Genomic DNA, 18,855 nt, shown 5'->3' with positions numbered 1-18,855 from the left:
TGACCGCCTCGCACCTCGGCCGTCGCCGTCACCAGTGCGAATGCCGGGAACCCGGCCGGGCCGTCAATACTTTCGCGCGACTTCCGGTGCGCGACCCCACCGGTGTGTTTCCATGGCGACATGGGTGACATCGACGAGATCCAGCACGTGAAGTACCGGTACCTGCGCGCGCTCGACACCAAGCACTGGGACGACTTCGCGGACACGCTCACCGAGGACGTCGTCGGCGACTACGGCGAGTCCCTCGGCGAGGAACACCACTTCACCGACCGCGCCTCGCTCGTCGAGTTCATGGTCCGCTCGATGCCCGCCGAGGTGATCACCGAGCACCGGGTGACGCATCCCGAGATCGACGTCGACGGCGACGAGGCCACCGGCATCTGGTACCTGCAGGACAAGGTGATCGTGCCGGCGTTCGACTTCATGCTGATCGGCGCGGGCTTCTATCGCGACCGCTACCGCCGGACCGCCGACGGGTGGAAGATCAGTGCCACCGGCTACGACCGCACCTACGACGCCTCACTGTCGACGAAGTCGCTGGACTTCAAGGTCAAGGCCGGCCGCGCCATCAACGCCCTCCTCTAGGTCTCCCGCGAGCAGTCCACTGCGTGGCTCCAGTCAACTCCCCTGTTTCGCGTGCATACAGGGGAGTTCGCGACTGCTCGCGGGAAAAAGGGGGATGGCTACTTGGAGACGGCGATCAGCGCGCCGGGGCGCAGCCACTTGATGAGACCGACCATGGTCGCGTCGTCTACCGCCACGCAACCCGCGGTGGCGCCGCCGTCGGTGGTGTGCACGAAGAACGCGCCGCCCTTGCCGGGAACCCGCGCCTTGTTCACCCCCATCACGATCGCGTGCGCGTACTGCGGGATGTCCAGGTTCTCGGTGCCGTCGCTCAGCGAGGTGCTGAACGGGCACTGCGCCTTCTCGCACACCTGCATCGTGTTGTAGGTGGGGCTCTTCATGTCGCCGTCCCACCAGTGGTTCGGGGTCACCTGGACGTACGTCAGGCCGCCGCCCGGATTCGGTTGCGTGCCAAAGGCGAAGTCGAGGGTGTAGACGCCCATCGGCGTCATCATCGAGCCGTCGTAGTGGTCGGCCGACATGCCCTTGGAGCCGATCTTCGCCGGGATGCCCGCGCTGACGGCCCGCCAGCCGGCGGCCGTGCGCTCGTAGACGTCCATCTTGGCGTCCGTCTTTCCCACGCCGACAACCGAAATCACCTGGGCGGCCGTGCCGACCTGGCCGGCGAACCACGGCGTCAACTCGGCGGTCGCGACCGGTGCTCCCGCCCACCCGCCGACGAGGGTCAGCGCCGCGACGCACAGGACGGTCAGCAGACGGCGCACGCCCTCCATCGTTCGCAGCCCCGCACCCGGAGGTCAAGACAAGGTTCGGACACGATCCTGCAACCGTGGAGCGACGGCTAGGTTGGTGGGATGGACATTCGGCGGCGGCGGCGCGGCATCCAACAGATCGGCAAGGGCCTCGGCACGCTGGACCGGGAGATCTTCGAGGCCATCGCGGAGTCCCCCAGCCCGCTGCTGGACGCCGTGATGCCGAAGCTGACGGCGGCGGCCGACCACTCGAAGCTGTGGTTCGCGATCGCGGCCGGGCTCGGCGTCGTCGGCACGAAGCGCATGCGCCGCGGGGCGCTGCGCGGCGTCGCCACGCTCGGCGTGACGAGCCTCGTCACCAACCAGGTCGCCAAGCGGGCCTGGCGGCGGCAGCGGCCCAACGTCACCACCGTTCCGATCATCCGCCGCTCGCTGCGGATGCCCACGTCGAACTCGCTCCCGTCCGGCCACTCCGCCAGCGCGGCGGCGTTCGCCATCGGCGTCGGCCTGGAGAGCCCATCGGTGGGCCTGGGCCTGTCGCTGCTGGCCGGCATGGTCGGCATCTCACGCGTGGCCACCGGCGCGCACTACCCCGGCGACGTGCTGGCCGGGTTCGGCCTCGGCGCCGCCATCGCGGTGGTGGGCAGCCGCATCGTGCCGCCGATCGTCGAGACCCGCCTGCCCACCGCCGATCCCCTGCTCGTCAAGACCGCCGAGCGTCCCGACGGCGAGGGCGTGATCCTGGTGATCAACCCGGCGTCGGGCAGCGGAACCGGCGCGCGCGTCATCGACGAGGTGCGGGAGATGTTGCCGCGCACCGAGATCGTCGAACTGACCGCCGAGGACGACGTCGAGGCCGTCATGCGCGACGCCGCCGAGCGGGCCGACGTGCTGGCGGTCGGCGGCGGCGACGGCACGGTGTCGTGTGCGGCCGGGGTGGCCCTCGACGTGGGCAAGCCGCTGGCCGTCTTCCCCGGCGGCACCTTCAACCACTTCGCCAAGGACATCGGCTGCGACACCGTCGAGCGGACCGCGCAGGCCATCCGCGAGGGACGCGTGTCCTGCGTGGACGTGGTGCGGCTCAACGACACCGGCACGATCATCAACACCGCGAGCATCGGCGACTACCCCGCGTTCGTCCGCACCCGGGAGAAGCTCGAGCACAAGATCGGCAAGACGCTGGCCGGGGCGTACGCGCTGTTCCACACGCTGCGCCACAACGCGCCGGTGCGGATCGAATACGACAACAAGGTCCTCGACACCTCGCTGTTCTTCGTCGGCAACTCGGTGTACCTCCCGTCGGGATTCGCGCCGTCGCACCGCAGCCGGATGGACGACGGGCTGATCGACGTCCGCATCCTGGAGACGGGGCGCCCGCTGGCACGGACGCGCGTCCTGACCGCGCTGGCGCTGGGCCGCCTGGTGCGCAGCCCGCTCTATCACGAGATGCGGGTGCCGGAGTTCAGCTTCAAGGCCGTCGACGGACCCACCCCCGTGGCGCACGACGGCGAGGTCGAGATGACGCTCGACGAGGCGACCTTCAGCGTTCGGTACCGGGCGCTGCCGGTGTTCCGGCCGCAGTCCTGAGTCCGAGCACCGGCAGGCACAGCACGAACCACGCGTAGCCGAGCGCCCACCCGGCGACCACGTCGGAGGCGTGGTGCACGTTCAGAGCGACCCTGCCGACGCCCACGGCGACGATCACCAGGACGCCCGCGGCGACGAGGAGCGGTCGCAGGGCCGGCCGGACCAGCGGCCACGCCACCACGCCCAGCGCCAGCACGCAGGCCATCACGCCGAGCGCGTGCCCCGAGGGGAACGACGTCGACGACGCGTGGACCATCGCCGTGTCGGGCCGGGGACGGTCGGCCAGCCACTTGGCCAGTTCGGTGAGCGGACCGGACAGCACGGCGCACAGCAGCAGGAACGTCCCCACCCCGGGCCGACGCTTCACGTAGGCGTACACGATCACGCCGACGGCGACCACGCGCAGCACCAGGGGCGAGAACACGGTGCACACCGCGTCCCAGAACGTCACCCAGGCGCGGTCGCCCTCCCCGACGCGGTAGGCCGCGGCGAGGGTGGACGTGTCGACGTCGGCCAGCCACCGCCACGGCGTCGTCCAGCCCACCCACATCGCGGCGTAGAGACACAGCGCGAGCACCGCGAGACCCACCAGGACGTACGCGCGCTTGCTCATCAGTCCAGAGGTACCACGGGAAATGTCGGGGGCACGCACTTTGAGAAGTGCCGGGAACACGACCGTCACACATTCGAAACACCTCGGTTCTACCTTGCGATCCATGACGCAGGAGGCGCAGGACGCCGCACCGGGGGACGACATCGAACGCGACACCATGACGGCCACCAAGGAGACCTTGGAGGACTACACGCTGCGGTTCGCCCCGCGCAGCTACCGGAAGTGGTCGACGCGGGTGGTCGGAATCTCGGCACTGGGTGGCATCGCCTACCTCGCCGACTTCGCGATCGGCGCCAACATCGGCATCGCCTACGGCACCACCAACGCGCTGTGGGGCATTCTCATCTTCGCCGTGGTGGTGATGCTGACCGGCTTCCCGGTCGCCTACTACTCGGCGCGCTACAACATCGACCTCGATCTGGTCACCCGCGGCAGCGGCTTCGGCTACTACGGCTCGGTGGTCACCAACGTCATCTTCGCGACGTTCACGTTCATCTTCTTCGCCCTCGAGGGCTCGATCATGGCCCAGGGACTCGAGCTCGGCCTCGGCATCCCACTGTGGATCGGTTATGCCGCATCGACGTTCGTGATCTTCCCGCTGGTGATCTACGGCATGAAGGTGCTGTCGACACTGCAGGTGTGGACCACCCCGCTGTGGCTGATCCTCATGGTCGCGCCGTTCGTCTACCTCGTCGTGAGCCATCCGGAGTCGGTCAGCTCGTTCTTCGCCTACCAGGGTGAGAACGGCGTGCAGGGCTTCGATCTTGGCTCGACGCTGCTGGCCGCGGGCGTCTGCCTGTCGCTGATCGCTCAGATCGCCGAGCAGAACGACTACCTGCGCTTCATGCCGCCCCGCACCCCGGAGAACAGCCGCAGCTGGTGGACGTGGCTGTTCCTCGCCGGCCCGGGCTGGGTCATCTTCGGCGCCATCAAGCAGATCGTCGGCCTGTTCCTCGCCGTGTACCTGATCGCCAACGTCGCCGACGGCGCGGGCATCGCCAATCAGCCGGTGCACCAGTTCCTGGAGATCTACCAGAACTTCCTGCCCCCGTGGCTGGCCATGACGCTCGCCGTGATCCTGGTGGTCATCAGCCAGGTCAAGATCAACGTGACGAACGCCTACTCGGGCTCGCTGGCGTGGACCAACTCGTTCACCCGCATCACCAAGACCTACCCCGGCCGCCTGGTGTTCCTGGGCTTCAACCTGCTGATCGCCCTGGTCCTGATGGAAGCCAACATGTTCGACTTCCTCAACACGATCCTGGGCTTCTACGCCAACTGCGGCATCGCCTGGGTCGTGGTGGTGGCCTCCGACATCGTCTTCAACAAGTACCTGCTGAAGCTGTCGCCGATGCAGCCGGAGTTCCGCCGCGGCATGCTCTACGACTTCAACCCGGTCGGGTTCGTGTCGATGCTGGCAGCGGCCGGCGTCTCGATCCTCGCGTTCTTCGGCGGGCTCGGGGAGGCCATCCGGCCGTACTCGCCGCTGGTCGCCATCGTCCTCGGGCTGCTCTTGCCGCCGATCATCGCGGTGGCGACCAAGGGCAAGTACTACCTGCGCCGCACTGACGACGGCATCGACCTGCCGATGCTCGACGAGTTCGGCAACCCGTCCGACGCGCACCTGCGCTGCCACGTCTGCCACCACGAGTACGAGCGGCCCGACATGCTGAAGTCGGCGAGCGATGAGGGCTACATCTGCTCGCTGTGCCTGTCGACCGACAAGACCGGCGAGAACGTGCTGCCCGCACAAACGTAGAACCGACCGCAGCAGGACGGCCATGATCGATATCGTTCGATCATGGCCGTCTTTCTGCGCCGCATGCTCAGCATCGGCAACCTGCCCGACGACATGCGGGCGGAGGTGGAGGCGGAGGGCGTCCTGCACCTCGAGGAGTTCGTCCCGGTCACCTTCCGGTTCTCCGGCAAGGTGCCCGGCAAGACCGCCAAGGGCAACGTCCGCAGCTTCGTGGGCGCACTCGCGCTGACCAACCGGCGCGTGCTCGGCACGCTGTCGACCGTGCCGAAGAAGGCGGGCCGGACGGTCGACCACCAGTGGCTCGACGAGCCGGGATCCATGGTCGACGCGACGCTGGACCGGAGCGGCCTGACGCTCGACGTCCCGGATCTCTCCGTGGTCGACCCCGGGTTCGCGGGATCGGTGTCGCTGCACTACAAGTCGGACCTGTCCGACGAGGTGCTGGCGCAGGTGCCGCAGCGCACCTTCACCGTCGACGTACCGCCGAAGTTCGTCTACTCACTGTGCGGCGTGCCACGCGGCTAGGTCAGTCACGCCCCTGATTCAGTCGACGTCACCGTCGACGTAGCACCAGCGTCCCGCCCGCCGCTCGAAGCGGCTCCTCTCGTGCATCGCCGCGACGCCGTCGTCGTCCCGGTAGTGGGCGGTGAACTCGACCTCGCCGCGCTCGTCGTCCGCCCCGCCGGCCACCACGTCGTCGACGTCCAACCCCAGCCACGAGATGTCGTCGCCGAGCGACACGTCGGCGGGCCGGGTGCGCGGATGCCAGGTGCGGAAGAGGTAGTCCGCCCGTCCGCGCGCGTAGGCCGAGTACCGCGAGCGCATCAGTTCCTCGGCGGTGGACGCGGCGCGGGTGCCGTCGTGCAGTGGTTCGCAGCACGCGTCGTAGCGTCGACCGCTGCCGCAGGGACAGTCACCGGGAGTGGGCACGAGGGACATGATGGCCCGATCGGGGATATGTTGCTAGCGATGACTGACAACGTGCTGCTGGTGCACTGGCACGACCTCGGCCGCCACCTCGGCGCCTACGGTCACGTCGACGTGGCCAGCCCTCGCATGGACCAGCTGGCCGCCGAGGGCATCCTCTTCACCCGCGCCCACGCCACCGCCCCACTGTGCTCGCCGTCGCGCGGTTCGCTGTTCACCGGGCGCTATCCACAGAGCAACGGGCTGGTCGGCCTGGCGCACCACGGCTGGGAGTACCGCGCCGGCGTCCGCACGCTGCCCCAGCTGCTGTCCGAATCCGGTTGGCAGACGGTGTTGTTCGGGATGCAGCACGAGACGTCGTACCCGGCCAAGCTCGGCTACGACCAGCACGACGTGTCGAACTCCTACTGCGAGTATGTCGTCGAGCACGCCACCGAGTGGCTCCTCGATGCGCCCCGCGAGCCCTTCTTCCTCGTCACCGGCTTCTTCGAGACCCACCGGCCCTACCCCCGGGATCGGTACGAGCCCGCGGACCGCGCCACCGTCGCGGTGCCCGACTACCTTCCCGACACCGACGACGTGCGCCAAGACCTCGCCGACTTCTACGGATCGATCACCGTCGCCGACGCGGCCGTCGGCCGGCTCCTCGACACGCTCGAGGAGACCGGGCTCGACCAGGACACCTGGGTGGTCTTCATGACCGACCACGGGCCCGCGCTGCCGCGGGCCAAGTCGACGCTCTACGACGCGGGCACGGGCATCGCGTTCATCGTCCGACCACCGAAGCGATCCCCTGCCACCCCGACGGTGTACGACGAGTTGTTCAGTGGCGTCGACCTCGTGCCCACCCTGCTCGACCTGCTGGGCGTCGACGTCCCCGACGAAGTACAGGGCCTGTCGCACGCGGACGCGCTGCGCGAGCCCGGACAGGCGTCGCCGCGCACCGAGGTCTACACGACGAAGACCTATCACGACTCGTTCGACCCGATCCGCGCCATCCGGACCAAGGAGTTCAGCTACATCGAGAACTACGCGCCGCGTCCGGTGCTCGACCTGCCGTGGGACATCGCCGACAGTGCGCCCGGGCAGATCGTCGGGCCGCAGACCCGGGGGCCGCGGCCGCCGCGCGAACTGTACGACCTGCGCGCGGACCCGACCGAGACCGTCAACCTGCTCGACGGCGAGCCCACCCGCGAGCACGAGGCCGTCGCCGCCGAACTCGCCCTGCTGCTCGACGACTGGCGCACCAAGACCAACGACGTCATCCCGTCCGACTTCGCGGGCACCCGCATCTCCGAGCGCTACACCAGCACGTATCTGAGCATCAAAGGCCGGCCGCTGCCCAGTCGGTCGGCGCTCGCATCCGGTCGCGGCGTGCACGACGAGGCCGGCCAATAGTTGCGCTCGTGCTGAACGGAAATCGCCTGCGGCACGCCCCCTGACCACCGGCTAAGCTCTCGCGAATGGCAGCCCCGACGGCATATCTGGTGCTCGCATCGCAGCGCAGTGGCAGCACGCTGCTGGTCGAGTCGCTCCGCGCCACCGGCGTGGCGGGCGAACCGCAGGAGTTCTTCCAGTACCTCCCCACGACCAGCCAGTCGCCCCAACCGCGGGAGTGGTTCGCGGGCGTGGACGACGAGTCGATCCTGCGCCTGCTCGACCCACTCGACGAGGGCAAGCCCGACATCGCCCCGGCCGAGATCTGGCGGGACTACATCCGCACCGTCGGCCGCACCCCGAACGGCGTCTGGGGCGGCAAGCTGATGTGGAACCAGACGCCACTGCTGCTCGACCGCGCGCGGGACCTGCCGGAGCGGTCGGGCGAGGGCCTGCTCGCCGGGATCCGCGACGTCGTCGGCAGCGACCCCGTCCTGATCCACGTGTACCGGCCCGACGTCATCTCCCAGGCCGTCTCGTTCTGGCGTGCGGTCCAGACCCGCGTGTGGCGCGGCAGGCCGGACCCGGTCCGCGACGCCCGCGCCGAGTACCACGCCGGCGCCATCGCGCACGTCGTGACGATGCTGCGGGCGCAGGAGGAGGGTTGGCGCACCTGGTTCGCCGAGGAGAACGTCGAACCGATGGACGTGCCCTACCCGACACTGTGGCGGAACCTGACCGAGGTGGTCGGCAACGTGTTGGAGGCCCTCGGACTCGATCCCCGGCTGGCGCCCGAGCCGGTGCTGGAACGGCAGGCCGATCACCGGTCCGACGAGTGGGTCGAGAGATACAAGGCAGACGCCGAACGGGAAGGACTTCCGACATGACGGAGGCGGCAACCGACGCCACACGCGTCGACGAACTACGCGTCCTCGAGGCCGAGGCGGTGCACATCATCCGCGAGGTGGTGGCCGAACTGCAGCGGCCCGTGCTGCTGTTCTCGGCCGGCAAGGACTCGATCGTCCTGCTCCGGTTGGCGGAGAAGGCCTTTCGGCCGTCACCGCTGCCGTTCCCGGTGCTGCACGTCGACACCGGCCACAACTTCGACGAGGTCATCGAGTTCCGCGACCGCAGGCTCGCCGAGCACGGCCACAAGCTCATCGTCGGCTCGGTGCAGGAGACCATCGACAGCGGCCGCGTCGCCGATCCCGGCGAAGGCGCGTCGCGCAACCGGCAGCAGACCCGCACGCTGCTCGACGCGCTCGAGGCCGGCGGCTTCGACGCGGCGTTCGGCGGCGCCCGCCGCGACGAGGAGCGGGCCCGCGCCAAGGAGCGCATCCTGAGCTTTCGCGACGAGTTCGGCCAGTGGGACCCGCGCGCCCAGCGGCCCGAACCGTGGTCGCTGTACAACGGCCGCATCCGCAAGGGCGAGCAGGTCCGGGTGTTCCCGCTGTCGAACTGGACCGAACTGGACATCTGGCGCTACATCGAGCTGGAGAACCTGGAGCTGCCGCCGATCTACTTCGCCCACCAGCGCGAGGTGCTCGAGCGCGACGGGATCCTGCTCGCGGTGTCGGACTACGTCCAGCCCCGCGGCGACGAGACGGCGGCCGTCGAGTGGGTGCGCTACCGCACCGTCGGCGACCTCACCATCACCGGTGCGGTGCGATCGCGGGCGACGGAGATCGCCGGCGTGATCGAGGAGATCTCGGCAGCCACCGTATCGGAGCGTGGTGAGACCCGCGCCGACGACCGCACGTCGGTGGCGGCGATGGAGGATCGCAAGCGAGAGGGCTACTTCTGATGAGTGGGACTGGGGTCGCCAGGCAACTGCTGCGCATCACCACGGCGGGGTCGGTCGACGACGGCAAGAGCACCCTGATCGGGCGGCTGATGCACGACACCGACAGCCTGCCGCTGGACCACCTGGACGCCGTCACCGACGAGGCCGGCGTGGCCGACCTGGCGGCGCTGTCGGACGGACTGCGCGCCGAGCGCGAACAGGGCATCACGATCGACGTGGCGTACCGGTTCTTCTCGACCGAACGCCGCAGCTACATCCTCGCCGACACCCCGGGCCACGAGGCGTACACCCGCAACATGTTCACCGGCGCGTCGAACGCGCACGTGGCGATCCTGCTCGTCGACGCCCGCGCCGGCGTGCTGCGCCAGACCCGGCGGCATGCGCGGATCGCAAAGCTGTTGGGCATCAAGCACTTCGTCGCCGCGGTCAACAAGATCGACCTGGTCGACTTCGATCAGGCCCGCTTCGACGAGGTCCAGGCGGAACTGCAGCAGGTGGCCGACCGGCTCGGCGGGTCGGGCACGGAGGCCGACCTGGCGGTGATCCCGATCGCGGCCAAGCTGGGCGACAACGTCGTCCACCGCTCCGACAACACGCCGTGGTACACCGGCCCCACGCTGCTGGAGTACCTCGAGGGCATCGAACTGTCTGCGCCACAACCGGAGCCGACGAAGCTGCGGTTGCCCGTGCAGTGGGTGTCGCGGCCGACGGCCGAACAGCGGCGCCGCTACACGGGCCGGATCTCGGCGGGCACGCTGAGCGTCGGCGACCCGATCCTCGCGCTGCCCTCGGGCAGCCGGTCGACGGTCACGGCGCTCGACACCCTCGACGACGACCGCGCCACCGGTGTTGCGCCGCTGTCGGTCTCGGTCGAACTCGCCGACGACATCGACGTCGGCCGCGGTGACGTGTTCGTCAGCGGTGCGGACGATGCGGTGCTGCCGGTGGCGGCACGCGAGCTGTACTCGACGGTCTGCTGGTTCGCCGACACCCCGCTGCGGGCCGGCGACCGGCTGGCACTCAAGCAGGGGGCGCGGACCGTCCGTGCCACCGTCCAGGAGCTGCACACCCGCCTGGACCCGGAGACCCTCGACGACCTCGACGGCCCGGTCGAGTTGACCCTCAACGACATCGGCGCGGTGACGCTGCGCACCAGCGGCGTCGTGGTGGCCGACCCCTACGCCGACAACCGCGACAGCGGCGCCTTCATCCTCATCGACGAGACGTCCAACGACACCGTCGGCGCGGGCACCGTCACCGAGGCGCGCGAGGTCAAGCCCGGCGAGCAGACCCGCAACGACATCCGCTGGCACCCGTCGTCACTCGACCGCGACTACCGGTGGGGCAAGACCGGCCAGCGCGGCGCCACCATCTGGCTGACGGGGCTGCCCGCGTCCGGCAAGTCGACGCTGGCGGTCGCCGTGGAACGCGCGCTGGTCGAGGCCGGTGACGTCGCCTACCTGCTCGACGGCGACAACATCCGGCACGGCCTGAGTGACGACCTGGGCTTCTCGGCCGGTGATCGGGCCGAGAACATCCGCCGCGTCGGGCATCTCACGCGCCTGCTGGCCGACGCCGGCGTGGTCGCGCTGGCATCACTGGTGTCACCGCTGAAGTCGGATCGCGACATCGCCCGCACCCTCAACGAGGCGGCGAAGCTGCCGTTCATCGAGGTGCACGTGGCGACGTCGCTGGCCGAGTGCGAGAACCGCGACCCCAAGGGGCTGTACAAGCGTGCCAGGGCAGGCGAACTCAAGGGGCTGACGGGCATCGACGCGCCCTACGAGGAGCCCGAGAACGCCGACCTGGTGGTCGACACCACCGGGGCCGACATCGACGACCTGGTGCGCCAGGTGCTCGACGCGCTGCACGCCGCCCGCGACGGAAGGTAGTCAGCCGCCGACCCGCGCCACCACGAACACCCGCCGGAACGGGAAGTACGTGGTGCCGTCGGGTCGCCGCGGATATGCCTGGGCGAGAAGCGGAATGATGGCTCGGCGGTAGCGCTCCCACGCGTCGTCGTCGAGCCGGCTACGCACCTGGGTCAGTGCGGTGCCGGTGATCCAGTCGAGCACCGGCGTGTCCCCGCTCAGCTGGTGGACGTAGGTGGTCTCCCACGCGTCGACCACGCATCCCGCGTCGGTCAGCAGCTCCGCGTACGCGGTCGGCGTCGCGACCACGTCGGCCTCCCGGAACGGCATGTCCGACAGTGCCTCCGCGAACTCGGCGGTCCGGGCGACGGTGCGGACGGCGTCGTGGGACGGGGCGTCGAAGTTGCCCGGCACCTGCATGGCAATCCAGGCACCCGGTTCCAGCAGGCCCGCCCACCGGGTCAGCAGGTCCGCGTGCCCGGGCACCCACTGCAGGGCGGCGTTGGACACGACGACGTCGGTGTCGGGTTTCGGCGTCCAGTCGGCGATGCCGGCCAGCTCCGCGTCGAGCCCGCGGGCGCGGGCGGCCTCGACCATCTCCGCCGAACTGTCCACCGCCTCGACGACCGCGTCAGGCCACCGCTCCCGCAGCGTCACCGTCAGGTTCCCGGGCCCGCAGCCCAGGTCGACCACCCGGCGCGGCCGCTCCGCTCCGACGCGGGACGTCAGGTCGAAGAAGGGGCGGCCGCGGTGATCGGCGAAGGCCAGATAGACGTCGGGATTCCACATGTCTGCGATCCTCTGCCATCCTGTGCGGTGATGGAAGAGACAGCGTCGGCGCGGCGGATCTGGGAAGCCCTCGGGCTGCCCGGCATCGTCGACGTCCACACCCACTTCATGCCCAAGCAGGTGATGGACAAGGTCTGGCAGTACTTCGACTCCGCGGGCCCGCTGGTCGGCCGCGAGTGGCCCATCACCTATCGCACCGACGAGGCGGAACGCCTGCGGACGCTGCGCGACTTCGGCGTCGTCGCGTTCACCTCGCTCGTCTACCCGCACAAGCCGCTGATGGCGGCGTGGCTGAACCAGTGGGCGGCCCAGTTCGCGGAGGCCACGCCGGACTGTCTCTCGACCGCGACGCTGTATCCGGAACCGGGTGTCGAGGACTACGTCGCCGAGGCGATCGGGCGCGGCGCCAGGGTGTTCAAGGCGCACGTCCAGGTCGGCCGGTACGACCCGTCGGACCCGCTGCTCGACGCGGCGTGGGGGGTGCTCGCCGACGCGCGCGTACCCGTCGTCATCCACTGCGGCTCCGGCCCGGCGCCGGGTGAGTTCACCGGTCCGGATCCCGTACGGGCGGTGCTGCGGCGCCATCCCCGGCTCCGTCTGATCGTCGCGCACCTCGGCATGCCGGAGTACTCGCAGTTCCTCGACCTGTGCCAGCAGTTCGACGACGTCCACCTCGACACCACCATGGCGTTCACCGCATTCGCCGAGGAGACCATGCCGTTCCCCGCCGCCGACTACCCGCGGCTGCGGGACGTGGGCGATCGCATCCTGTTCGGCAGCGACTTCCCCAACATCCCGTACGGGTACGCCGAGGCGCTGACCTCGGTGACCCGGCTCGAGGGCGTCGACGACGACTGGCGCCGAGCGGTGCTGTATGGCAACGGGGCCCGCCTGTTCGACCTCGCCCCCAGCTGATCCACAGCCGCCACGCGGCGGGCCGGGAGCGTGACCGGGCAACCTGTCACGGTGACCTTCCGGTGGCCGCGCTGGATGCTCGCCGTCCTGCTCGTGGCGACCGCCGGGACGTACCTGTGGCACCTGTCGGCGAGCGGATACGGCAACGAGTACTACGCCGCGGCCGCGCAGGCCGGTGCCCGCAGCTGGTCGGCCTGGTTCTTCGGTTCACTCGACGCCGGGAATTTCATCACCGTCGACAAGCCGCCCGGCGCGCTGTGGGTGACGGGTCTGTCGGTGCGGATCTTCGGCATGCACCCGCTCGCCGTCCTGGTCCCGCAGGCGCTGATGGGCGTCGCCACGGTGGCAGTGCTGTACGCGACGATGCGCCGCACGTTCGACGATCCCGTCGAGGGCGCGGCGGCGGGGCTGCTGGCCGGCCTCGCGCTGGCGCTGACGCCCGCGGCGGCGATGATGTTCCGCTTCGACGACCCCGACGCGCTGCTGGTGCTGCTGTCGACGGTCGCCGCGTACGGGACGGTCCGCGCGGTGCGGGAGACGTCGTGGCGCTGGCTGGCGGCCGTGGGTGCGGTGGTCGGGCTGGCGTTCCTCGCCAAGATGCTGCAGGCGCTGCTCGTCGTCCCCGGTCTCGCGATGGCCTACCTGGCGTGTGCGGCGACGAGCGTGCGTACCCGGGTGGCCCACGTCGCCGGTGCGGGTGCCGCCCTGGTGATCGCGGCTGGATGGTGGGTGGCGGTGGTTGCGCTCGTCCCCGCGGGCTCGCGGCCCTACGTCGGCGGCTCGGTGGACGACTCGGTGCTCGACCTGGCGTTCGGCTACAACGGGGCGAGCCGGATCCTCAGTTCGGAGTCGTCGGGGGCCACCGCGACCACCCGCGCCGCGGGTGTCACCCGGCTGTTCAGCGGCGAGATGGGCATCGAGATCTCCTGGCTGCTGCCCGTGGCGGTGGTCGCCCTGGCCATCGGCGGATATTCAGCGGCTCGCGGGCGCCTGGCGCGCGTGGAGCGGACCGCCCTGATCTCGTGGGCGGGGTGGCTGCTGGTTGGCGGCGGCGTCCTGAGCGTCATGCGCGGTACCGAGCATCCCTACTACGCCGTGGTGCTCGCGCCGGCCGTCGCTGCGCTGGTGGGCCTGGGCGCGGTGTGGGCGTGGCGGCTGCGTGCGGGGTCGGACGGCCGCGTCGCGATGGCGGCCATGGTGCTGGCCGGGGCGGGATGGTCGTCGGTCCTGCTGCACCGCAATGGATTCGGCGTGGCATCGACGGTACTGGCGACGGGTGTGCTCGCCGCGGCACTGCTCGTGGTCGGTCGTCGGATGCTGTGGCCAGGTGCGCTGATCGGCGTGGGCTCGGTGTTGGCCGGGACCGTCGTCGTCACCCTCGCCACCGTCGCCTCGCCGCACCACGGGTCGATCCCGACGGCGATGGAGCTCCCGCATCGCGGTACCTCCGGGCCGTGGACCGGTGACGAGGCCACGAATCCCGACCTCGCCCGCCTCCTGGCCGCGACCGGTACCCGCTGGTCAGCGGCCACCAACGGGGCGGAGTCGGCGGCGCTGCTGGAGATCTCCTCGGGTACCTCGGTGATGGCGGTCGGCGGGTGGGGCGGTGACCCGGCTCCGACGCTCGCCCAGTTCGTCGACGACGTTCGTGCCGGGCGGGTCGCCTACTGGGTGGAGGCGGGCCGCGGCGGCGCCGCCCGACCGCACGGCAAGGTGATCCGGTCGGCGAGCACCTCGGCCGCGCACACCCGGGAGATCGCCGACTGGGTGGCCGCGACGTATCCGGCGACCAGCGTCGGCGACTGCCTGGTGTACCGGCTGTCCTAGACGGTGTCGTTGCAGGACGTCGTCACGTAGACGGTGTCGAGTTGCGCCTTGTCGATCCGGCGGTCCTCGTCGTCGATGTTGGATCCGCGCAGACCGCTCACACCCGTTGCGGTGCACTGCGATAGCGATCCCTGGCTGGGCCCGCCGTCCAGCTGGACGTCGTAGCCCTCGGAGCGCAGCCACTCGACGGTGTCCTGGGCCGAGCCGCCCATCGGTACGGCGGCCGCCGCGGGCGCGAGCGCGACGGCCCCCATCATCAGCGCGCCGATCGCGAAACCCGTTGCCGTGTAGCCCTTCATCAGTGAACCCCTTCGTTCGTCTGGAATGTGTTCGTGCGTCTCCTCCAGGATGGGTGGCGTTCACCGTCTTTGCGAGGAACTCATATGCCACGCATAGACGACACCTGCGGCGTTCGGGCCCGTGCGCGGCGATACCATCGCGTATGGCCGATGCCCGGACGGACGCGATCGATCCGCCGATTCCCGTGCTCGACGTCGCCGGTGCCGACGCGACCAGGGGCGGTCTCCCCCGCCGGGCGGACCTCACCTGGGAGCAGCGGCTGATCGTGGACTCGTCGGCCGTCGCCGACCTCGGACTGCGCACGGCGATCGCGTCGCTGATCAGCGCGACGATGCTGCCGAAGATGGCCATGTCGGCACTGCGGCCCACCGATACGCGGGCCGAACGCGCCGCCCTGGAGTTCTACGCCGATCTCGCCGCCGCCAAGGATCCCGCCGCCTCATTCCCCGCGCCGACCCGGCCGCCGCGGGTGTCGACGCGGGCCGCCAATCCGATCGCCGAATGGGCGGCACACGGGCGGGTCGAGAACGTGCGGTTCGCCAGCAGCTTCGAGGCCGTCAACCCCGCGATCCGCGAGCGCCGGCTCGGCTACGCCCGCAACAACGTGGTGCACGCGCAGCACTGGCGTCACGACGACGGCCCGCACCCGACGCTGTGCCTCATCCACGGCTTCATGGGGTCGGCGTACCTGTTCAACGGCCTGTTCTTCTCGCTGCCGTGGTTCTACCGCGCCGGATACGACATCCTGTTGTACACGTTGCCCTTTCATGGCCGCCGCGCCGAGCGGGGATCGCCGTTCAGCGGGTACGGCTACTTCGCCGACGGCCTCGCCGGCTTCGCCGAGGCGATGGCGCAGGCCGTCCACGACTTCCGGTCGGTGCTGGACTACCTCGAGCACACCGGTGTGGACCGCATCGCGCTGACCGGGATGTCGTTGGGCGGATACACCTCCGCGCTGATCGCGGGTGTCGATGACCGCATCCAGGCCGTCATCCCGAACGTGCCCGTGGTGACGCCGGACGCGGCGTTCGACGACTGGTTCCCGGCCAACCTGCTCGTCAAGCTGGGCAACCGGATGACGCGTGCCGACCGGGACCTGACGACCGCCGCGTCCGCCTACCACTCACCGCTGAACTACGCGCCGCTCGTTCCGAAGGACCGGCGCCTCATCATCACCGGCCTGGGTGACCGGCTCGCCCCGCCCGAGCAGGCCGAGCTGCTGTGGAAGCACTGGGACCGCTGCGCCTTTCACTGGTTCCCGGGCAACCACGTGCTGCACGTCAGCCAGCCGGACTACCTGCGCCGGATGACGCGGTTCCTGTCGGAGTTCATGTTCGACTAGGGGCGTTAGGTTGCGAGTGGCCACTCGCGAGCGTGCGCAAAGTCAGGTTTTCACGCGGCGTGTTGCCCGCAAACACGCACGCTCGCCGAAGAAATCGAACCCCGGGATCTAGCGGGCGTGGGCGCCGCCGGTCAGCTCCGCGGAACCGGCCGGCCACCGCAGCCGGGCGAGCACGTCGGCGGGCAGGGGCGCCGGGTCGACGTCGAGGACGCTGACCGACCGCGGGTCGAGTGCGGTCAGCAGGGGGCGGTGCCGTCCGTTGCGGGCCACCAGCCCCGGCACCGGCGGATCCTTCGGGGCGTCGTCGGTGCGGACGGCGGCCACCGCGACGACGGTCGGCCGGTCGGCGGTTCCGCCGAACTCCAGCGCCGTCCACGTCGGCTGGTGGGTATGGGTCCACACGTGCTCGAGACGTTCGGTCAGGGTGGCGTCGACGGGGATCGCGTAGGCGGCGAGAAAGCCTCCGTCGTCGGACATTCCGCGCCACGTCTCGCGGGACGATTCGGTCGGCAGCAGCGACGGTCCGTCCACCTCGTCGACGATGCTCGCCTCGAAGCCCAACTCGCGCAGGTGGTCCGACAGCCGGCGGCCCACGATCTCCGCGGTGTCGTACAGCGGGAGTTCCGGCGACCGGGCGCGCAGGGCCGCCAGGTTGTCGGCCGCGTTGACGGTCATCCCGATCCAGGTGCGGCGGGTGCCTGCGGCGTCGAGGTTGGTGACGCGCACCTTCGCGCACCGCACGCCGTACCGCTGGACGTACCCCGCGATCACGTCGAGCGGCACGGCCGCGCCCTCGCGGGCGGCGACGGACAGCAGCACCGCCACCTCGTTGGACGGCTTGAGCGCCGGCACCGAGCGATTGCGGCGTGCGACGCCCAGCCGCCGGGCGATCATCGTGGTGAGGAACGTCCCCCGCCACCACGCCAGCACGATCAGGACCACGGCGATCGCGATGCCGAGCACCCAGCGTCCGGTGGTCGTGTGCCACGGGTAGCCCATGACCGCGGGGATGACGACGAGCAGCGCCAGGGTGATTCGGGCGGTCATCAGCCCTCCTTCCGTCGATGTGCGGCGACGGCGGTCGCCGCTGCGGCCAGGGCGAGGAGCCCCGTGCCGATGAATGCGATGGTGCGTGGCGTGGAGTCGTCGGCCGCGGGGGGCGCGGGGGCGGCGACCGGACGCGACTGCGGCGCCTGCGCACCGTCGACGTCCGCCACGTCCCACGTGAGCGCCGCCACGGGATCGACGGTGCCCGCCCCCACCAGGTTCGACGGCGACCGTGCCGCGCCGTGGGCGCTGGCGGTGATGCGGCGCACCACCTCGTCGGCGCGCAGCTCCGGGAAGCGACCGCGGACCAGCGCGGCGACGCCGGACACGTACGCGGCGGCGTAGCTCGTCCCGCTGACGCCGAACAGCTCGCCGCGGTCGTTGGGCAGCGCGTTGGCCAGTCCGCCGCCGTCGGCGTTGCTCACCGACGCGATGTTCTGACCGGGTGCCGCGAGGCCCACCCACGGGCCCGCCATCGTGAAGTCCGACGGCTGGCCCTGCGGGCTCACCGATCCGACGGAGAGCACGAAGGGCTGCCACCACGACGGGATGGACACGGACGTAACGCCCGCCCAGTTGCGCGGATCGTCGGGACGGCCGGGATCGGACAGCGGGTTCGACGGGCACGCCGATCCCGCGTTGAGCCCGGCGCGGTTGTTCCCCGCGGCGGCGACGATCACGGCGTCCTTCTCGACGGCGGCATAGCGCAGCGCCGCACCGAGTTCGTCCTGCACGACCGTCTTGTTCGCCGGCAGGCACGTCACGGTCGACACGTTGATGACGCGCGCACCGAGGTCCGCCGCCCGCACCACGGCGCGGGCGAGGGTCGCCACGTCGAGCGTCGCCTGCACCAGCGCGGGATCCTCCCCCGTCGCGCGCGGCGCGAATCGTCCGGACGTCTGGCGGATCGAGATGAGCCGGGCGCCGGGCGCGACGCCCGAGAACCCGTCGGGGCCCGGCTGACCCGCGATCAGGCCGGCGACCAGCGTGCCGTGGCCGTCGCAGTCTGTGAGCCCATCGGTGTTCTCGACGTAGTCACCACCGGCCTCGACGTTCGGCAGCCGCGGGCCCGGTCGCACGCCGGTGTCGATGACGGCCACGGTCTGACCGTCGCCCCGGCCGTACTCCCACGCCCCGGCCAGGTTCAGCAGCTGGTCGTTGGGGCTCACCGCACCGGGATCGCTACCCGGCAGCACGCCGGTCACGAGGCAGTCGCCGCGCTGCGCCATCGGCTGCACGGGTCCCGCCGATCCCGTCGGCGTAGCCGCCTGCCCGTCGACGACGGGTGGCGTGATCGCAAGCGCCGCAGGGCAACTCGTCACCACGACGGCAGCGGTGACCGCGAGCGACACGGCACCGG

18 protein-coding genes are annotated in these 18,855 nt (G+C 70.5%); 11 read left to right on the top strand and 7 right to left on the bottom strand.

What is annotated here, in order from left to right:
* Window positions 1-120 precede the first annotated feature (120 nt).
* Entirely contained in the window at window positions 121-585 is a 465-nt protein-coding gene (locus AC1MEY_RS26015) for a nuclear transport factor 2 family protein (RefSeq protein WP_480228222.1), read from the top strand.
* A 98-nt stretch (window positions 586-683) separates the two neighbouring features.
* On the opposite strand, the gene AC1MEY_RS26010 is transcribed toward AC1MEY_RS26015, so the two are convergent.
* The gene (locus AC1MEY_RS26010; RefSeq protein WP_480228221.1) at window positions 684-1,349 is read right to left on the bottom strand and encodes a L,D-transpeptidase family protein; all 666 of its coding nucleotides are present in this window, start codon (window positions 1,347-1,349) and stop codon (window positions 684-686) included.
* Window positions 1,350-1,439: 90 nt separating this feature from the next.
* Here AC1MEY_RS26010 and AC1MEY_RS26005 point away from each other — a divergent pair, with 90 nt between their 5' ends.
* Window positions 1,440-2,924 (top strand): diacylglycerol kinase family protein, encoded by a 1,485-nt coding sequence (locus AC1MEY_RS26005; RefSeq protein ID WP_480228220.1) that lies wholly within the window; start codon window positions 1,440-1,442, stop codon window positions 2,922-2,924.
* On the opposite strand, the gene AC1MEY_RS26000 is transcribed toward AC1MEY_RS26005, so the two are convergent.
* Window positions 2,878-3,537, bottom strand: coding sequence for a phosphatase PAP2 family protein (locus tag AC1MEY_RS26000; RefSeq protein WP_480228219.1), 660 nt, complete (start codon window positions 3,535-3,537; stop codon window positions 2,878-2,880). The genes AC1MEY_RS26005 and AC1MEY_RS26000 overlap by 47 nt on opposite strands.
* 103 nt (window positions 3,538-3,640) lie before the next feature.
* On the opposite strand from AC1MEY_RS26000, the gene AC1MEY_RS25995 reads away from it, so the two are divergent.
* Together AC1MEY_RS25995 and AC1MEY_RS25990 are read left to right on the top strand one after the other, a co-directional pair.
* Complete coding sequence (locus AC1MEY_RS25995; RefSeq protein WP_480228218.1) at window positions 3,641-5,296, top strand: purine-cytosine permease family protein; 1,656 nt, start codon at window positions 3,641-3,643, stop codon at window positions 5,294-5,296.
* A gap of 42 nt (window positions 5,297-5,338) precedes the next feature.
* Window positions 5,339-5,821 carry a hypothetical protein gene (locus AC1MEY_RS25990; protein WP_480228217.1) on the top strand — a complete coding sequence of 161 codons (483 nt, stop codon included), beginning with the start codon at window positions 5,339-5,341 and terminating at the stop codon, window positions 5,819-5,821.
* A gap of 18 nt (window positions 5,822-5,839) precedes the next feature.
* Here the strand turns inward: AC1MEY_RS25990 and AC1MEY_RS25985 are convergent, their stop codons facing one another.
* Entirely contained in the window at window positions 5,840-6,226 is a 387-nt protein-coding gene (locus AC1MEY_RS25985; protein WP_480228216.1) for a YchJ family protein, read from the bottom strand.
* A 39-nt stretch (window positions 6,227-6,265) separates the two neighbouring features.
* On the opposite strand from AC1MEY_RS25985, the gene AC1MEY_RS25980 reads away from it, so the two are divergent.
* From AC1MEY_RS25980 to cysC, 4 genes are all read left to right on the top strand, one after another.
* The gene (locus AC1MEY_RS25980) at window positions 6,266-7,621 is read left to right on the top strand and encodes a sulfatase family protein (RefSeq protein WP_480228215.1); all 1,356 of its coding nucleotides are present in this window, start codon (window positions 6,266-6,268) and stop codon (window positions 7,619-7,621) included.
* Between the two features lie 65 nt (window positions 7,622-7,686).
* Window positions 7,687-8,487 (top strand): trehalose 2-sulfotransferase, encoded by an 801-nt coding sequence (gene stf0, locus AC1MEY_RS25975; RefSeq protein ID WP_480228214.1) that lies wholly within the window; start codon window positions 7,687-7,689, stop codon window positions 8,485-8,487.
* Window positions 8,484-9,404, top strand: a complete 921-nt coding sequence (gene cysD, locus AC1MEY_RS25970; protein ID WP_480228213.1) for a sulfate adenylyltransferase subunit CysD — start codon at window positions 8,484-8,486, stop codon at window positions 9,402-9,404. The genes stf0 and cysD overlap by 4 nt, the downstream gene beginning before the upstream one ends.
* Window positions 9,404-11,296, top strand: a complete 1,893-nt coding sequence (gene cysC / locus AC1MEY_RS25965; protein WP_480228212.1) for an adenylyl-sulfate kinase — start codon at window positions 9,404-9,406, stop codon at window positions 11,294-11,296. Before cysD ends, cysC begins: the two co-directional genes overlap by 1 nt.
* Here cysC and AC1MEY_RS25960 read toward each other — a convergent pair whose 3' ends face one another.
* Window positions 11,297-12,064 (bottom strand): trans-aconitate 2-methyltransferase, encoded by a 768-nt coding sequence (locus AC1MEY_RS25960; protein WP_480228211.1) that lies wholly within the window; start codon window positions 12,062-12,064, stop codon window positions 11,297-11,299.
* 30 nt (window positions 12,065-12,094) lie between these two features.
* Between AC1MEY_RS25960 and AC1MEY_RS25955 the strand changes: the two genes are divergently transcribed.
* A complete protein-coding gene (locus AC1MEY_RS25955; RefSeq protein ID WP_480228210.1) occupies window positions 12,095-12,979 on the top strand; it encodes an amidohydrolase family protein in 885 nt (294 codons plus the stop codon).
* Window positions 12,980-13,030: 51 nt separating this feature from the next.
* The gene (locus tag AC1MEY_RS25950) at window positions 13,031-14,806 is read left to right on the top strand and encodes a glycosyltransferase family 39 protein (RefSeq protein WP_480228209.1); all 1,776 of its coding nucleotides are present in this window, start codon (window positions 13,031-13,033) and stop codon (window positions 14,804-14,806) included.
* On the opposite strand, the gene AC1MEY_RS25945 is transcribed toward AC1MEY_RS25950, so the two are convergent.
* Window positions 14,803-15,105, bottom strand: a complete 303-nt coding sequence (locus AC1MEY_RS25945; protein WP_480228208.1) for a hypothetical protein — start codon at window positions 15,103-15,105, stop codon at window positions 14,803-14,805. The genes AC1MEY_RS25950 and AC1MEY_RS25945 overlap by 4 nt on opposite strands.
* A 143-nt stretch (window positions 15,106-15,248) precedes the next feature.
* On the opposite strand from AC1MEY_RS25945, the gene AC1MEY_RS25940 reads away from it, so the two are divergent.
* On the top strand, window positions 15,249-16,448 hold the full coding sequence (locus AC1MEY_RS25940) for an alpha/beta hydrolase family protein (protein ID WP_480228207.1): 1,200 nt from the start codon (window positions 15,249-15,251) through the stop codon (window positions 16,446-16,448).
* Between the two features lie 108 nt (window positions 16,449-16,556).
* Here the strand turns inward: AC1MEY_RS25940 and eccE are convergent, their stop codons facing one another.
* Window positions 16,557-17,495, bottom strand: coding sequence for a type VII secretion protein EccE (eccE, locus tag AC1MEY_RS25935; RefSeq protein WP_480228206.1), 939 nt, complete (start codon window positions 17,493-17,495; stop codon window positions 16,557-16,559).
* Window positions 17,495-18,847 (bottom strand): type VII secretion-associated serine protease mycosin, encoded by a 1,353-nt coding sequence (gene mycP / locus AC1MEY_RS25930; RefSeq protein WP_480231677.1) that lies wholly within the window; start codon window positions 18,845-18,847, stop codon window positions 17,495-17,497. Before mycP ends, eccE begins: the two co-directional genes overlap by 1 nt.
* Window positions 18,848-18,855 lie beyond the last annotated feature (8 nt).

This window comes from Mycobacterium sp. PTI7 (genome assembly GCF_056679845.1).
Note: the sequence above shows the minus strand (reverse complement) of the source record. Positions and strands in the feature narration are given on the sequence as shown.

Excerpts from the sequence above, each read along its gene's own strand:
- AC1MEY_RS25995 (WP_480228218.1), top strand. The coding sequence starts at position 3,641 with ATGACGCAGGAGGCGCAGGACGCCGCACCGGGGGACGACATCGAACGC.
- eccE (WP_480228206.1), bottom strand. The coding sequence starts at position 17,495 with ATGACCGCCCGAATCACCCTGGCGCTGCTCGTCGTCATCCCCGCGGTC.
- AC1MEY_RS25990 (WP_480228217.1), top strand. The coding sequence starts at position 5,339 with ATGGCCGTCTTTCTGCGCCGCATGCTCAGCATCGGCAACCTGCCCGAC.
- AC1MEY_RS26005 (WP_480228220.1), top strand. The coding sequence starts at position 1,440 with ATGGACATTCGGCGGCGGCGGCGCGGCATCCAACAGATCGGCAAGGGC.
- AC1MEY_RS25940 (WP_480228207.1), top strand. The coding sequence starts at position 15,249 with ATGGCCGATGCCCGGACGGACGCGATCGATCCGCCGATTCCCGTGCTC.
- AC1MEY_RS25955 (WP_480228210.1), top strand. The coding sequence starts at position 12,095 with ATGGAAGAGACAGCGTCGGCGCGGCGGATCTGGGAAGCCCTCGGGCTG.
- stf0 (WP_480228214.1), top strand. The coding sequence starts at position 7,687 with ATGGCAGCCCCGACGGCATATCTGGTGCTCGCATCGCAGCGCAGTGGC.
- cysD (WP_480228213.1), top strand. The coding sequence starts at position 8,484 with ATGACGGAGGCGGCAACCGACGCCACACGCGTCGACGAACTACGCGTC.
- AC1MEY_RS25980 (WP_480228215.1), top strand. The coding sequence starts at position 6,266 with ATGACTGACAACGTGCTGCTGGTGCACTGGCACGACCTCGGCCGCCAC.
- AC1MEY_RS25945 (WP_480228208.1), bottom strand. The coding sequence starts at position 15,105 with ATGAAGGGCTACACGGCAACGGGTTTCGCGATCGGCGCGCTGATGATG.
- AC1MEY_RS25960 (WP_480228211.1), bottom strand. The coding sequence starts at position 12,064 with ATGTGGAATCCCGACGTCTATCTGGCCTTCGCCGATCACCGCGGCCGC.
- cysC (WP_480228212.1), top strand. The coding sequence starts at position 9,404 with ATGAGTGGGACTGGGGTCGCCAGGCAACTGCTGCGCATCACCACGGCG.
- AC1MEY_RS26015 (WP_480228222.1), top strand. The coding sequence starts at position 121 with ATGGGTGACATCGACGAGATCCAGCACGTGAAGTACCGGTACCTGCGC.
- AC1MEY_RS26000 (WP_480228219.1), bottom strand. The coding sequence starts at position 3,537 with ATGAGCAAGCGCGCGTACGTCCTGGTGGGTCTCGCGGTGCTCGCGCTG.